This window comes from Nostoc sp., from assembly GCF_036917315.1.
GTDB lineage: Bacteria > Cyanobacteriota > Cyanobacteriia > Cyanobacteriales > Nostocaceae > Nostoc.
This window is the reverse complement of sequence record NZ_JBALDR010000042.1, coordinates 132,322-147,677: the sequence shown is the minus strand read 5'-3', so window position 1 is coordinate 147,677 and position 15,356 is coordinate 132,322. Positions and strand designations below refer to the sequence as shown.

Sequence of the window (15,356 nt, the reverse complement as noted above, 5' to 3'; positions counted from 1 at the left end):
GATGAAGAAATAGAATGCGTTAGTTTATTTTGAGGGTTGAGATTGAGAGTTAACCTATGACATATCACCGCAAAAGCTACGCAGTTTGGGAAATTACCTTAAAGTGCAATCTAGCTTGTAGTCACTGTGGTTCCCGTGCAGGACATGAACGCGCCAACGAACTTTCCCCAGAGGAAGCTTTGGATCTCGTCAAGCAGATGGCAGAAGTTGGAATTAAAGAAGTTACTCTCATTGGAGGTGAAGCTTTTCTGCGTCCAGACTGGCTGGAAATTGCCAAAGCTATCAACGAGGCGGGAATGTTATGTGGTATGACTACAGGCGGCTATGGCATTTCGTTAGAAACCGCCCAAAAAATGAAGTCAGCGGGAATTCGTACAGTCTCTGTTTCTATTGATGGCTTGGAAGCAACTCATGACCGCCTGCGGGGAAAGAAAGGCTCATGGAAATATGCATTTAAGACCATGAGTCATCTGCGAGAAGTCGGTATTTCTTTTGGTTGCAACACCCAAATTAACCGCCTGTCAGCGCCAGAATTTCCGTGCATCTATGAGTGCATTCGTGATGCCGGCGCTCGTGCTTGGCAAGTTCAATTAACTGTACCAATGGGGAATGCAGCCGATAACGCAGATATCCTCCTCCAACCCCATGAACTGTTAGATATCTACCCCATGCTTGCCCGTGTGGCGCGTCGTGCTTACCAAGAAGGTGTGCAACTTCAGGCGGGAAATAACATTGGTTACTACGGCCCTTATGAACGACTGTTACGGGGACGGGGAAAGGAGCATGATTTCTCATTTTGGCAAGGTTGCGGTGCAGGACTCTCAACCTTGGGAATTGAAGCTGACGGAGCGATTAAAGGTTGTCCCTCACTGCCGACTACTGCCTATACAGGTGGTAACATTCGAGAACAGACCTTGCATGATATTATCGAGGGTGCAGAAGAACTACGCTTCAATCTAGGAGCAGGAACACCTGAAGGGACAAAACACCTGTGGGGTTTCTGTAAAACCTGCGAATATGCTGAACTTTGTCGTGGGGGTTGCAGTTGGACTGCCCATGTTTTCTTTAATAAGAGAGGTAATAATCCTTACTGTCATCATCGCGCTCTTGTTCATGCCAAACAAGGTATGAGAGAGCGTGTAGTTCCCAAAGTCAAGGCGCAAGGATTGCCATTTGATAATGGCGAATTTGAGCTAATTGTCGAGCCTACAGATACTTTATTGCCAGCAAACGACCGATTACACTTTACTGCTGACAGCATTCAGTGGTCGGAAAGTTGGCAACAAGAACCCGAATTTTCTTACTCTTTAGTGAGACAATAAATCATGGCAGAAAATTCAGAAATTAACACAATTTCAGAGAACAAAACTGACCTTAAGTCATTACCATCTCAAGACTTAGAGAAAATACCACTGCTTCCACGTTCAGCTTGGAATAGTCAATTAGGCTATTTAAAAGTGCTGTTAAAAGCAAAGCAAATCCTAGACAAAAGCTGACAGTTTTATAGGGAACTCGAGAGGTTTTGCTCGTAAATTAGGAGAGAATTACTCCCCGAATATTTACGCGCAAATTTGTTAACTCACAAAATCAACACAGGTTTTTTATGGCATCAATAGTAAGTCTAAGACTGACACCCCAAAAGTTACTTTCTTTCAATGGTAGAACTAATCTCAATAATAGGCCCGATCCCAAGCCCGATCCTAGCCCTAATTTTGCTACAGCTGAAGGAGATGCTACTTTTTCTAACTATAGTGAAGGTGCTACAAGCATTTTAACTGCTACCCAGGCAGATACCTTAGTTAAAGGTGGCGTAACTGCTGCTATTGCTGAGGCTCAAGCAAGTTTTGATCCAACTTTTTCATCACTTTTCACTCAGGCTGCTGTAGTTGGATTAAGTGGTCAGTTTGAAGGTACTTCCAACAGCGAAGCAAAGATACTTGCTAGTTTTGCAGTTGGTCGTAATGAAAGCTTCTCTTTTGATTTTTCAGCAAATTTAGCATTGGCAGCTAAAGAAATTGAAAATCCTGACGTTGAATATAACAAGGCTCAATCTACAACCACTTTTTTGGTATTAGATACCACAAATCCTAACAGGGCTAGAGTTTTAGATTATTTTGGCATCCAGGGGAAATTAGTCTCCTCCGATAAAATCGGGGATCTAAAATTTGGTCGTAGTGGCAATGTCACAATCGACAGTCGTGATAAAGATTCTGATATTAATGGCAACAATGGTAGTGACTTTTTGGATGGTAATGCTGTTGGGACTTATGAACGGAATTTTAAGCGCAATACCAACCTAACTATAGTCAAAATTAATACTAGTTCTGTTGAATTGGCAGGAGATACTTTAATCGGCAACCTGGGTAGAGATGTTATCTATGGCACGATTCGGAAGGATAATCTGACGGGAACCAACGGGGCGGACAAACTTTATGCCAGCTTGGGAGATGATAAGCTATCTGGAAAAAGAGGCAATGATAACCTGGACGCCGGCCAAGGTAATGATTCGCTAGATGGTGGCGATGGCAATGATACACTCTATGGCGGTAAAGGCAATGATACACTCTATGGTGGTAGTGGTAATGATGTCTTAGCTGGTGGCGAAGGTAATGACACATTTACTTTCAAACGTAGCGATACCTTGTTTAAAAAAGACTTCGATGTCATTCAAGATTTCCAGGTTGGTGTTGATAAGCTTGTATTAGATGGCTGGGGAAGTCGAGGTAACATCACAGATACCAGCGATGGCGCTCTTCTCACCTTAAATTCTTTCTCTCTCGGTAATTCTTTGTCTCTTGGTAATTCTTTGATTCTCGGTAATAATCCTCAACAAAGCATACTATTTTCAAACGTGAGTGCCAGTGATATCAGCTCGGTAATATAATTTGCGTAAGGCTAATTGCTCGTTTTTGCTCGTTTCATTTCCTAACAGACTCTGATTTACAAGCATTTCAGTCAAAACAATCAGGTGAGTAAAAAATCTGATTGCACAAGAAAATGTTGATACCTTTTCTGGGAGAGATTTTGCCAACAGGAACCTCTATAATGTACGCACTGAAATTACTTGAATTGGTAATGTTTGATCGCTAAGTTCAGGTTTATTTTTCGCCCATACTGTTGACAAAATATCTCCCTTATCTTAACTAAATAGACTTGCTTTATTAACACGCAAAAATAGGTAAAATATTTTATTGAGAGTTATCACTTATGCTCTGAATTTATAGTAATCTATAACAATATAATATCCAATTCAAATATAGTTATAGATACTACATAGTTATGAATAATACAAACATTTCAGAATCTAGAGTTAAATCCTTTATTCAAATTGCGGTGCAAACGCATCAGTCAGGTGACAAGGATGAAGCTGAATCGCTAGATCGAACAGAAGTAGCTGAAATCCTCGAACTAGCAGTTCAACAGCAACAAGAGAATAGTTTATTGGAGGCAGAACAGCTATATAGTCAAGTTCTGGAAAAACAACCCGATAACCCTGAAGCTTTATATGGTTTGGGAATGTTAGCGCAGCAGATGGGGCAACCTGAAATTGCTGAACAGTGGCTAAGTGCGGCTTCACAAGTTCAACCAGATTCTGTTAAAACTTGGTTCAGTTTAGGTAATTTGCATTTAGTTCAAGAACAGTTTTCCCAAGCAGAGAAAGCTTATCGGCAAGCTTTAGTTTTATTACCTAACTCACTACCAATTTACAACAACTTGGGCTATGCTTTGCAACAACAAGGATTATTTGAAGAAGCAATTCACTATTATCAAAAAGCTCTAGAGTTAAAGCCAGACTTTATCGAAGCAGAGACTAATTTGGGCAATGCGTTACACGCCCAAGGTAAGCTCTCCAGCAATCAAAAAATCTACTATGCGCAATTAAATAATAAATTGGGTGTTGCGCGTAAAAAAGCAGGGGATTTGAAAAATGCTGTTACTTGTCACAAGCAAGCGATCGCACTACAACCAAATTTGTTAGAAGCCCATTATAACTTGGCTTTGATGCTGCAAGAACAAGGGGAATTAGAAGAGGCGATCGCATCCTATCAAAACCTCTTGGAACTTAATCCCAATTATGGAGAAGTTTACCTGAATTTAGGCAAAATTTACCAACAGCAGAATAATTTAACAGAGGCGATCTCTGCTTATCAACAAGGGTTAAAGCTAATTAATCCACATTATGCTAAAGTATTTGCAGCTACCCAAGAAAATAAAGAAGAGATATCAGCAACTCCCCTACTTCCTCAAGGAGAAGTGCAAATAGGTAAATATTACTTTCCACTAATCCCTCCAGTATCGGAAACAGAAGACAAGCGACCATTTTGGAGTGTGGTTATTCCTGCATATCAACGTCCTGACTATCTGCTAGAGTCCTTAGTTAGTGTCCTAGCTCAATGGTCAGGTATTGAGGAAATGGAAATTCTTGTGATTGATGATGCAAGTACGCCACCTCTGTATCAACTAGTAAATGCGATCGGGCGAGGTATAGTACGCTATTACCGCAATCCGCAAAATCTCAGACAGCAGGGAACTTGGAATGCAGGAGTTACTAATAGTCGAGGATTGTGGATTCACTTACTTCATGATGATGACTATGTGTTGCCAGGTTTTTATACTAGCCTCAAGCAGAGTCTAGAAGGTTGTCCAGATTCCGTTGGAGCAGCTTTTACAGGTTATGAAAATATCAACGAAACAAGAGAAATTACTTTCCGCCAACAATTATACGGAGCATACAAAGGTATAGTTTCAGATTTACTGCTATATATTGGTGTAGCAAACTCATTGAATCCACCTGCTGTTGTGATTCGTCGAACAACCTATGAACGGCTAGGTGGATATCATCCAGAATTAACCTCTACTCTCGACTGGGAACTCTATAAACGGATCGCTACCTTCTATGATTGGTGGTACGAGCCAGAAATTTTGGTTCATTATCGCGTGCATTCCCAAAGTATGAGAACTGAACTTTCCTTATCTGGAGATCGGGTAGCATCGATCCGTCGTTCTATTGAGATTTCTGAAAGCTATCTTCCAGCCGATCTTTGTGCAGGAATTACAGCACAATCACGTAAACATTACTTCATTAATTGTTTAGCAGATACAGAAGTTCCTCTCAAGGCTGGTCATCTGACAGGCGCTTTTCGCACACTTGAAGAGATTCTCAAAATCGATCGGTCTGCTGAGTCACTAGCACAGTTATTTAATTGGCTGAGAACAGATATTGCCACTCCTGTGAGGGATGAGATCGCCTTCAGGTTGATCTCTTTGCCTCTCGATAATTAGATAATCAAAACCTTAACTAAATACTGGGAGTTCGCCCATTTTTTTTGAAGTTAGAGAAATTGGTAAATGACGTAGAAATAAGGTTTTTGGATAATAGCGATCGCAATCTGGGACAAACGTTATAACCCTTATTTTTACGTTCCGTGTTTTTTATAACTGCCTAAAAAATGAGCAAACTGGGAGTAATAAATCATAAAAATACTTAAAATGACAACAATTACTGAATCTCTCCAAATAGCATCGAAACATTATAGAGCCAATGATTTAATCAAAGCCGAACAACTGTACCGTCAGATTTTGGAAAAAGAGCCTAACCACCCAGAAGCTTTATATGGATTAGGCATACTGGCACAGCAGGTTGGTCAGTTCCAAAATGCTGAACAGTTGTTGAATGAACTCCTCCAGATTCAGCCCAACTCCGTCAAGGCTTGGTTCAGTCTAGGTAATTTATATCAAGCCCAAGGTCAGTTACCAGCAGCGGTGGAAGCATATCAGCAAGCCATAGCACTAAAGACAGACTCAGCGCCACTTTATAATAACCTTGGCTATACCTTACAACTACAAAGCAAATGGGAAGAGGCAGTTGCTTGCTATCAAAAAGCATTAGAGTTACAGCCCAACTGTATTGAAGCTGAAGCGAATTTGGGGAACGCATTGCACGCCCAAGGAAAGCTTTCTTCCCAACAACAGGCTCAATACGGGGCGTTAAACAATCAGTTAGGCAGAAATCGGCACCAAGTAAAAGATTTAAAGACTGCTGTGGCTTACTATCGAGCTGCGATCGCTTTACAGCCTGATTTGCTCGATGCTCACTATAACTTGGGAATTGCGCTTCAACAACAAGGTGATTTTCAAGAGGCAGTAGCCTCTTATCAAAAAATATTGGAACTTTATCCTCACAACGGAGAAATTTACTTCAAATTAGGCAAAATTTACCAAGATCAAAACAAATTACCAGAGGCAATATCTGCCTATCAACAAGGGTTGAAGCTCACCAATCCCCACTACCTCAAAGCGTTTGTAGCTGATGCAGAAACCGACAAACATGAAGAAGTGCCGATTACACCGGAGCTTCCTCAAGAGGAAGTAATTGTGAGAAACTATAAGTTTCCCAAGATTCCAGCCGTTGTGGCTAGTGAAAAAAAGAGGCCATTCTGGAGTGTGGTGATTCCTGCATATAAACGTACTGACTATCTTCTCGAATGTCTAGCTAGTGTTTTAGCACAATGGACTGGAGAAGAAGAAATGGAAATTCTGGTAATGGATAATGCCAGTACGCCGCCACTCTTCGATCTAGTGAATTCTATTGGCAGAGGTATAGTAAGCTACTACCGTAATTCGCAAAATATTGGGTTAGCGGGAAACCATAATACAGGGATTACACTCAGTCGAGGGCAATGGATTCACATACTTCATGATGATGATTACGTTCTCCCTGGTTTTTATTCCCAACTCAAGGAGAGTTTGGAGAATTGTTCGGATTCTGTTGGAGCAGCTTTCACAGGTTTTGAGAATATTAACGAAAAAGGGGTGTTTCTTTCTCAAGGGGATATTTGTTATTGGTATGGAGAAAACAGAGGTATTATTCAAGATTGGCTCTCACAGATTGTAGTGACAAATCCGTTGAGACCCTCAGCAATAGTTGTTCGGCGGCAAACCTATGAAAGACTAGGGGGATATTGTTCTGAGTTGAGCGATCTTAACGGGTGGGAAGTGTGTAAACGGATTGCTACTTTTTATGATTGTTGGTATGAACCAGAAATTTTGGCTTCTTATCGCGTAGATACAAGTTTGTACACTAACAAAAGGTCGAACGATCTTTTTTTGACAGGAAATCATGCAGTATTTCTTCGCCGTGCTATCGAGATTACAGAGAGCTATCTTCCTGAGGATCTTTGTACAGAGATGACAGCAAAAGCCCGTAGCTATAACTTTGACTATCTTCTAGAAAGGAGGGTAATCATTCCTCTAAGAGCCGGTTATCTGACTGGTGCTTTGCGTATGCTCCAAGAAGCTCTCAAAATCGATTGTTCTCCTGAAGCGATCGCCAAGTTATTTGCTTGGTTGACTCAAGATGAAGCAGCTCCTTTGCGGAATGAGATTGCTACCAAGTTGCTTGCTATTCCTGGAGAAAATATTCCAGACAAGATTCCTGCTGAATTAAAATCCCCACAAACTGCGATCGCACTATAGGATATGAAAATACTTGTAACTGGAACTGAAGGTTATATCGGCTCGTTATTAGCTCCTCTGTTGATTCAAGAAGGTCATGAAGTTATTGGTTTAGATACTGGCTTTTATAAAGTAGGTTGGCTATATAACGGCACCAAAATAACTGCCAAAACCCTCAACAAAGACATCCGCCACATTACAACAGAAGACCTACAAGGTGTGGAAGCAGTAGTTCACATGGCAGAACTCTCTAACGACCCTTTAGGTCAGTTAGCCCCTGATATCACCTACGATATCAACCACAAAGGCTCGGTACATATAGCGAAACTGGCGAAAGCAGCTGGAATCCAACGCTTTGTCTATACTTCGTCATGCAGTGTCTATGGTTTTGCCACTGAAGACTACGTTAGCGAAGAGTCTACCATCAATCCCCAAACAGCTTATGCCAAATGCAAAGCACTTGTCGAACAGGATGTAAAACTCCTTGCTGATGATGGCTTTTCTCCCACCTTTCTCCGAAATGCCACAGCCTATGGCGCTTCTCCAAGAATGCGCTTTGATATTGTCTTAAACAATCTAGCCGGTTGGGCATGGACAATTAAAGAAATCAAGATGAACAGCGACGGTACACCTTGGCGTCCCCTAGTACATCTATTGGATATCTGCAAAGCAATTATCTGTACCTTAGAAGCTCCGCGTGATGTAATTCATAACCAAATTTTCAATGTCGGTGATACAAATAGCAACTATCAAGTCAAACAAATTGCTCAAATAGTTGCAAATGTTTTTACAGATTGTGAATTGAGCTTTGGTAAACACGATCCTGATAACCGCAGCTATCGGGTTTTATTTAATAAAATTAACCAAAATTTACCAGGATTCAAATGTGAATGGGATGCCCAACGAGGTGCCCAACAACTATATAATATTTTTCAGCAAATTGATATGGATAAAGGAACATTTGAGTCTAGAGGCTTTACCCGCCTTAAACAACTGGAATACCTCATTCGCACTCAGCAAATCGATCGAGATTTCTTCTGGCAGACTGTTTAAAAAGTTTATATAATAAGTTATGAATTTACTAAAGCCAACAAATAATCAGCTAATAACTGGTAATTGTCTATTCTGTGGAACAGGCTTACACCATACTTTTGTAGATTTAGGGATGTCTCCTCCCTGCGAAAGTTATCGCAGTCTTAAACAACTCAATGAAGTAGAGCCATTTTATCCTCTGCATGTCTATGTTTGTGAGGAATGTTTTTTAGTTCAACTCCAAGAATACATTAGTCCAGAAAATATTTTTAGCGACTACGCTTATTTCTCTTCCTACTCTGATAGCTGGTTACAACACGCCAAAAAATACGTTGATTTAGTAGTCGAACGTTTCCAATTAAACCAGGAAAGTCAGGTAATAGAAATTGCTAGTAATGATGGCTACTTGCTGCAATACTTTGTTGCCAAAAGCATCCCAGCGCTAGGAATAGAGCCAGCAGCAAATGTTGCTGAAGTAGCAATTCAAAAAGGTATTCCTACAGTTGTCAAATTTTTCGGACAGGAGACAGCAAAAGAACAGGTTGCTAAGGGCAAACAGGCAGATTTATTACTAGGAAATAATGTCCTTGCTCATACACCATATCTGAATGATTTTGTCAAAGGAATGAAAATTATCCTCAAACCGCATGGTGTAATTACTATGGAATTTCCCCACCTAATGCGGTTAATTGAGGAAAATCAGTTTGATACTATTTACCACGAGCATTTTTCTTATTTTTCATTTCTTACTGTAGACAAGATTTTTGCTGCTCATGGGTTGACAATTTTTGATGTAGAAGAATTAACTACTCATGGTGGTTCTTTGAGAATTTATGCGCGCCACAACGAAGACTCTTCTAAACCCGTTACTCAGCAAGTATCAGAACTGAAAAATAGAGAAGAAGCGGCTGGTTTTACGCAATTAGAATACTATTTCTCCTTTGGAGAACAAGTTAAAGAAACTAAACGCAACTTATTAGATTTTTTGATAAAAGTTAAGCGAGAGGGCAAATCGATTGTTGGTTACGGTGCTCCAGGTAAGGGAAATACTCTCTTAAACTATTGCGGTATCCGCACAGATTTTCTTGACTATACAGTAGATCGTAACCCTTATAAACAGGGTCAATTTTTACCAGGAACTCATATTCCGATTTTTCATCCAGACAAAATTGCCGAAACAAAGCCTGACTATATACTAATATTACCCTGGAATCTGAAAAATGAAATTATGACACAAATGGCTTACATTCGGGATTGGGGAGGTCAATTTGTTGTACCAATTCCTGAAGTTAATGTCTACTCTTAAGTATTTAATATTTTTGCTCGTCAAAAAGGGGTAAGTGACATGAAAGTAGTTTTATTTTGCGGTGGTTTAGGAGCCAGAATGAGAGAATATTCAGAAAGTATTCCTAAGCCAATGGTGAATATTGGTTATCGACCAATATTATGGCATGTCATGAAATACTATGCTCACTATGGGCACAAGGATTTTATTTTATGTCTTGGTTACAAGTCTGACCTAATTAAAAGCTATTTCTTAAATTACAATGAATGGCTTTCTAATAACTTTACCCTTTCTAACGGTAGCCAAATTCAATTGTTTAATCGAGATATTCAAGATTGGAATATTACATTTGTAGATACAGGGTTAACTGCCAACATTGGTCAAAGATTCAAAGCAGTAGAAAAGTATCTAGAAGGAGAAGAAGTATTTTTAGCTAATTATAGTGATGGTTTGACAGATTTACATTTACCAACGTATATCAATAATTTTTATCAGCGTGATAAAATCGGTAGTTTTTTATCTGTCAGACCAAGCCAAACTTTTCACTTAGTTGACATGCAAGAGGATGGTTTGGTAAAAAATATCCAAGATGTAAAGCAATGTGATATTTGGATTAATGGAGGATATTTTATCTTTAAAAAAGAGATTTTTAACTATATAAATTATGGTGAAGAACTTGTACTTGAGCCTTTTCAAAGATTGATTGCCAAAGAAGAACTTTTTGCATATAAATACACTGGCTTTTTCGGAGTAATGGATACATTTAAAGAGAAACAACAGTTGGATGATATGTATGCTCAAGGCAAAAGACCTTGGGAAGTTTGGGGAGATGAACAAGTACAAGTCGACCATATATGATCCAACTTAGTTTGAATAAGATAGAAGAATCTGAGTACAAAATTCTTTGTTTAGGTTCTCATTGTGATGATATCGAGATTGGTTGTGGAGGCACAATCTTAAAGCTGATAGAGAATTACCAAGATGTTGTTATCTATTGGGTTGTCTTTAGTTCCAATGAGCAAAGAGCAGAAGAAGCAACTGCAAGTGCTAATCTATTCTTAAAAGAAATCCCAGTCAAGAAAATTATCATTAAAAATTTTCGAGATGGCTTTCTACCTTTTCAAGGGATGGAGGTGAAGGAATGCTTTGAACAGTTGAAGCAAGAATTTTCACCAGATATAATCTTTACTCATCATCGAGACGATCGCCATCAAGATCACCGCTTAATTTCTGACTTTACTTGGAATACCTTTAGAAATCATTTAATTTTAGAATATGAAATACCCAAATATGATGGTGATTTGGGTATTCCTAATTTCTTTGTTCATTTAAATGAAACACTCTGCCGTCGAAAAATTCAATATATTTTAGATGCGTTTGCTACCCAGAATAATAAGCAGTGGTTTACAGAAGAGACTTTTCGTGCGATTCTCAGAATTCGCGGGATTGAATCAAATTCACCGAGTAAATATGCGGAAGCATTTTACTGTCGAAAAATGTTTTTCTAAAAAATTAGAATTTTAATTTTTTTCATAATTTGTAATATTTATGATCTTCACTGAAACTAAAATAAAAGAAGCATTTATTGTTGATTTAGAACTGCACCGAGATATTCGCGGCTTTTTTGCTCGGAGTTTCTGTACTCAGGAATTTCAAGATCGTGGCTTAAAACCTACTATTGCCCAATGCAATTTATCTTTTAACTATAAAAAAGGAACATTGCGGGGTATGCATTATCAAATGCCTCCTTCTCAGGAAACAAAATTGGTGCGTTGTATCAGAGGAGCTATTTATGATGTAATTATCGATTTGCGTCCAGATTCTCCTAGCTATTTATCTCATATTGGTATAGAGTTAACTGCTGAAAATCGTCTTGCTCTCTATATCCCAGATAGGTGTGCTCACGGTTTTCAAACTCTGAGCGATGAGACGGAGGTGATGTATCAAATGGGTGACTTTTATGCACCAGAATATGCTGCCGGGTATCGCTATGATGACCCAGCTTTTGGTATTGAATGGCCTCTATCTGTGACTGAAATTTCGGATAAAGATCGGGCTTGGAGTTTATTTGAATCGAAAAAAATTGTAACGACTACGGTAATGTAGGACTTTTAAGATCAATTTAAAAATATATAGTTGCTGAGTAAATATAGGATTAGGAACACACAGAGGCGCAGAGACACGGAAAATCAAAATTTGAAAAATTGAATTTTGAGTTTCTTACTTAATACTGTGTTCAAACTTTGTTACAGCAGATGAGGGCGAAGTGAGTACAATTTATTTTGATTCGATTTTTAGTGATGAAATCAGACGCAAGCATCTTTATAACGGACAAGTGTTTGTCTTTTCTCCTTGCGCCAGTGCGATCGCTCTATGTGATTTTGCTCGTGGCATGGTTGAAGAAGCATTTGCCCCTTTAGATCCGAGAGAAGCACAACATAGCTTGCCTGTAGAGAAATACGTTGAGATTTTAGCACAACTCAAGCCAGCTTTTATCCATCACCCTGAATCTAAACAACTCATTCAAGGCATCTTGAAAGAAAGTGGATGTGACTTGAACAAAACCTATTTCGATGTACCTCGCCTGAGAACAGCAACCAGCGATCGCTATCTGACTGCTGGTATTGCTTATGCTTTCCATCCTCATCGTGACACCTGGTATTCTGCTCCTATGTGCCAGATTAACTGGTGGATTCCTGTCTACGATATTACCCCAGAGAATGCGATGGCATTCCATCCCCGCTACTGGAGTCAACCAGTTAAGAATAGCTCAAGAGATTATAACTACGCTGAGTGGATTAAAGAAAGTCGCAAAAATGCGGCACAGCACATTGAAATAGATACGCGCAAGCAACCCCATGCGGAAGAAACTTTAGAAATGGAGCCGCAATTGCGGTTAATTACACAAGTTGGTGGCATGATTCTCTTTTCAGGAGCGCAGATGCACTCCACTATTCCCAACACATCAGGCTATACCCGTTTCAGTATTGACTTTAGAACTGTACATTTTGATGATGTCATAGCTCAAAAGGGTGCGCCAAATATTGATTCAGCTTGTACAGGAACTTCTTTAGGCGACTTCTTACGAGGCACTGACTTCTGCCCGATTACTGATACATTGTTGTTGTCTACAACAAACAATCTCTTGTAGAAGAACTTTTGTTTTCCCAACTCCAGTCTGCGAACAATAAATGGTGAACTCTGTTGAAAAATTGTCTGGACAAACAATACTGATTACAGGTGCTAGCGGATTTCTAGGATCTCATTTAGTCCGTCATTTATGCCACAATGGTGCAGAAGTACATGCCGTTTCTCGGAGTTTTCATACTTCTGATATCAGCTGCTTGCGATGGTGGCACGGTGACATGGAAGACATTAAGTTTGTTCAAAACCTTTTCCACAGCATTAAACCTGATGTAATCTTCCATTTATCCGGTCTTGTAACAGCAGTTCCTAATCTAGAGTTCATATTGCCTACCTTTCACAGTTTACTGACTAGTACTATTAACTTATTGACGGTAGCTGCCGAAATTGGCTGTAGTCGCATTGTGTTAATAGCTTCTTTAGAGGAACCAGAACAAGATCGTCCTGAAGTAGTTCCTTCTTCTCCTTACGCTATTGCTAAATTTGCTAGTAGTACTTATGGTCGGATGTTCCATCAACTCTATCAAACACCTGTAGTTCTTGTTAGACCTTTTATGACCTATGGGCCAGGGCAAAATGTGTCTAAGATCGTTCCTTCTGTTATTCTTTCCTTGTTGCAAGGGCAAGCTCCAAAACTTAGTAGTGGAAAGCGTCAAGTTGATTGGATTTATATCGATGACGTGATTGCAGGACTTCTTGCTGCAACACAAGTTCCTAGTGTAGAGGGTTGTACATTCGACTTAGGTTCGGGAGAACTTGTACCCATTCATGCAGTTGTGTCCCAGCTTGTTAATCTGGTTAACCCTCAAATCCAGCCTCTATTTGGTGCTTTACCTGAGCGACCGATGGAAAGGATAAGAGTAGCTGATACGGCTTATACATACGATAAACTAGGTTGGCAACCTTCAATTTCTCTAAAGAAGGGCTTGGAATTGACTGTAAATTGGTATACAAAACATCAACAAAAGATTGGATACACCAGTTAGCAAGGATTCTACTTATGGTTGCAGATAGACTTCAGAATATTAATTTAGTCGATCTAAAAAATTCTTTTAACTTAAAAGATATCAGTCTAGAAATTTACCAGCTAATTTCTGATTTATATCCCATTTGCCGTAGTATTACAGGTGATGGATTTAGAGAAACTTTAAAAATTCTCCAGCAGCATCTTTCTTTGTCAGTTCATGAAGTGCCGACAGGAACAGAGGTATTTGATTGGACAGTCCCTAATGAGTGGAATATTAAAGATGCCTATATTAAAAATTCTCAAGGTGAAAAGATTGTAGATTTTAATAATTCAAATTTGCACGTTGTTAACTATAGTATTCCCATACATCAAAAAATATCTCTTCAAGAACTTAAATCGCATCTATTTACACTTGCCGATTATCCTAATTGGATTCCTTACCGAACTTCATATTACAAGGAAAGTTGGGGTTTTTGCCTGACTCATAATCAATATTTGCAACTAAATGATGAAGAATATGAAGTATGTATTGATTCTTCTCTAAAACCAGGTTATTTGACTTATGGTGAGTATTATATTCCCGGAGACAGTACTGATGAAGTCTTGATTTCTTGCCATGCCTGTCATCCTTCACTGTGTAATGATAATCTTTCGGGAATTGCGATCGCTACTTTTATCGCTAAATATTTAAGTCAAACTACACCAAGATATTCCTATAGATTTCTCTGGATTCCCGGAACCATTGGCTCAATTACATGGTTGGCTCTCAATGAAGTTAAAGTCAATAACATTAAACATGGCTTGGTATTAACTTGTTTAGGAGATGCAGGCAACTTTACCTACAAAAAAAGTCGTAGAGGTGACACTGAAATCGATAAAGTTGCTGCTTATGTACTCAAAAACTCAAAACAAGATCACAAAATTATAGATTTCTTTCCCTATGGCTATGATGAGCGACAATATTGCTCGCCAGGATTTAATTTAGCTGTAGGTTGCTTCATGCGATCGCCTCATGGTAGTTTTCCTGAATACCATACCTCAGCAGATGATTTAAATTTCGTTCAACCCCAATATCTTGCCGAGTCATTCTTTCAATGTAATTCGATGTTGTATATCCTCAACAATAACGAAATCTACTACAACAAAAATCCCAAATGTGAGCCACAGTTAGGTAAAAGAGGAATATATCGGGCAGTTGGTGCTAACAAAGATAGCGGGCTAAATGAAATGGCAATCCTGTGGGTTTTAAATTTATCTGACGGTCAGCATACTCTATTAGATATTGCAGAAAAGTCGGGTATGTCATTTGATACGATCAAATCTGCTGCCGATACATTATCAACACATGACTTATTAACAATTAAAACCAATTAAGTTTGAAAAAGATAGGGAAAATGAAATTCGCTACGACGCAAACGTAGGCAAGTCCTTCTCACCAGGTAATCTAAAAGGGAGCATCCACTTTTGGCGGAT

The 15,356-nt window shown here is 39.2% G+C and carries 13 protein-coding genes; all 13 read left to right on the top strand.

Going from position 1 to position 15,356, the window contains the following annotated elements; genetic code table 11:
• Positions 1-56 precede the first annotated feature (56 nt).
• The 13 genes from V7K84_RS18780 to V7K84_RS18720 all read left to right on the top strand — a co-directional run bounded on the left by V7K84_RS18780 (position 57) and on the right by V7K84_RS18720 (position 15,257).
• On the top strand, positions 57-1,322 hold the full coding sequence (locus V7K84_RS18780) for a nif11-class peptide radical SAM maturase 3 (RefSeq protein ID WP_334840206.1): 1,266 nt from the start codon (positions 57-59) through the stop codon (positions 1,320-1,322).
• Positions 1,323-1,325: 3 nt separating this feature from the next.
• Positions 1,326-1,496 carry a hypothetical protein gene (locus tag V7K84_RS18775; protein WP_180277390.1) on the top strand — a complete coding sequence of 57 codons (171 nt, stop codon included), beginning with the start codon at positions 1,326-1,328 and terminating at the stop codon, positions 1,494-1,496.
• Positions 1,497-1,603: 107 nt separating this feature from the next.
• Positions 1,604-2,884, top strand: coding sequence for a calcium-binding protein (locus V7K84_RS18770; protein ID WP_334840204.1), 1,281 nt, complete (start codon positions 1,604-1,606; stop codon positions 2,882-2,884).
• Positions 2,885-3,279: 395 nt separating this feature from the next.
• A complete protein-coding gene (locus tag V7K84_RS18765; RefSeq protein WP_334840202.1) occupies positions 3,280-5,283 on the top strand; it encodes a tetratricopeptide repeat protein in 2,004 nt (667 codons plus the stop codon).
• A gap of 207 nt (positions 5,284-5,490) precedes the next feature.
• Entirely contained in the window at positions 5,491-7,476 is a 1,986-nt protein-coding gene (locus tag V7K84_RS18760) for a tetratricopeptide repeat protein (RefSeq protein ID WP_334840200.1), read from the top strand.
• 3 nt (positions 7,477-7,479) lie between these two features.
• Positions 7,480-8,508, top strand: coding sequence for an NAD-dependent epimerase/dehydratase family protein (locus V7K84_RS18755; protein ID WP_334840199.1), 1,029 nt, complete (start codon positions 7,480-7,482; stop codon positions 8,506-8,508).
• A gap of 19 nt (positions 8,509-8,527) precedes the next feature.
• Positions 8,528-9,793, top strand: a complete 1,266-nt coding sequence (locus tag V7K84_RS18750; protein ID WP_334840197.1) for a class I SAM-dependent methyltransferase — start codon at positions 8,528-8,530, stop codon at positions 9,791-9,793.
• Between the two features lie 39 nt (positions 9,794-9,832).
• Positions 9,833-10,630 carry a sugar phosphate nucleotidyltransferase gene (locus V7K84_RS18745; protein WP_334840195.1) on the top strand — a complete coding sequence of 266 codons (798 nt, stop codon included), beginning with the start codon at positions 9,833-9,835 and terminating at the stop codon, positions 10,628-10,630.
• Entirely contained in the window at positions 10,627-11,280 is a 654-nt protein-coding gene (locus tag V7K84_RS18740; RefSeq protein WP_334840193.1) for a PIG-L deacetylase family protein, read from the top strand. The genes V7K84_RS18745 and V7K84_RS18740 overlap by 4 nt, the downstream gene beginning before the upstream one ends.
• 40 nt (positions 11,281-11,320) lie before the next feature.
• Entirely contained in the window at positions 11,321-11,878 is a 558-nt protein-coding gene (gene rfbC, locus V7K84_RS18735; RefSeq protein WP_334840191.1) for a dTDP-4-dehydrorhamnose 3,5-epimerase, read from the top strand.
• Between the two features lie 160 nt (positions 11,879-12,038).
• Positions 12,039-12,923: a hypothetical protein gene (locus V7K84_RS18730; protein ID WP_334840189.1), complete on the top strand. Its 885-nt coding sequence runs from the start codon at positions 12,039-12,041 to the stop codon at positions 12,921-12,923.
• A 40-nt stretch (positions 12,924-12,963) separates the two neighbouring features.
• Positions 12,964-13,902, top strand: coding sequence for an NAD-dependent epimerase/dehydratase family protein (locus tag V7K84_RS18725; RefSeq protein WP_334840187.1), 939 nt, complete (start codon positions 12,964-12,966; stop codon positions 13,900-13,902).
• 14 nt (positions 13,903-13,916) lie between these two features.
• Positions 13,917-15,257 carry a DUF4910 domain-containing protein gene (locus tag V7K84_RS18720; protein ID WP_334840185.1) on the top strand — a complete coding sequence of 447 codons (1,341 nt, stop codon included), beginning with the start codon at positions 13,917-13,919 and terminating at the stop codon, positions 15,255-15,257.
• Positions 15,258-15,356 lie beyond the last annotated feature (99 nt).

Excerpts from the sequence above, each read along its gene's own strand:
- V7K84_RS18780 (WP_334840206.1), top strand. The coding sequence starts at position 57 with ATGACATATCACCGCAAAAGCTACGCAGTTTGGGAAATTACCTTAAAG.
- V7K84_RS18760 (WP_334840200.1), top strand. The coding sequence starts at position 5,491 with ATGACAACAATTACTGAATCTCTCCAAATAGCATCGAAACATTATAGA.
- V7K84_RS18755 (WP_334840199.1), top strand. The coding sequence starts at position 7,480 with ATGAAAATACTTGTAACTGGAACTGAAGGTTATATCGGCTCGTTATTA.
- V7K84_RS18775 (WP_180277390.1), top strand. The coding sequence starts at position 1,326 with ATGGCAGAAAATTCAGAAATTAACACAATTTCAGAGAACAAAACTGAC.
- rfbC (WP_334840191.1), top strand. The coding sequence starts at position 11,321 with ATGATCTTCACTGAAACTAAAATAAAAGAAGCATTTATTGTTGATTTA.
- V7K84_RS18770 (WP_334840204.1), top strand. The coding sequence starts at position 1,604 with ATGGCATCAATAGTAAGTCTAAGACTGACACCCCAAAAGTTACTTTCT.
- V7K84_RS18720 (WP_334840185.1), top strand. The coding sequence starts at position 13,917 with ATGGTTGCAGATAGACTTCAGAATATTAATTTAGTCGATCTAAAAAAT.
- V7K84_RS18725 (WP_334840187.1), top strand. The coding sequence starts at position 12,964 with ATGGTGAACTCTGTTGAAAAATTGTCTGGACAAACAATACTGATTACA.
- V7K84_RS18745 (WP_334840195.1), top strand. The coding sequence starts at position 9,833 with ATGAAAGTAGTTTTATTTTGCGGTGGTTTAGGAGCCAGAATGAGAGAA.
- V7K84_RS18750 (WP_334840197.1), top strand. The coding sequence starts at position 8,528 with ATGAATTTACTAAAGCCAACAAATAATCAGCTAATAACTGGTAATTGT.
- V7K84_RS18740 (WP_334840193.1), top strand. The coding sequence starts at position 10,627 with ATGATCCAACTTAGTTTGAATAAGATAGAAGAATCTGAGTACAAAATT.
- V7K84_RS18765 (WP_334840202.1), top strand. The coding sequence starts at position 3,280 with ATGAATAATACAAACATTTCAGAATCTAGAGTTAAATCCTTTATTCAA.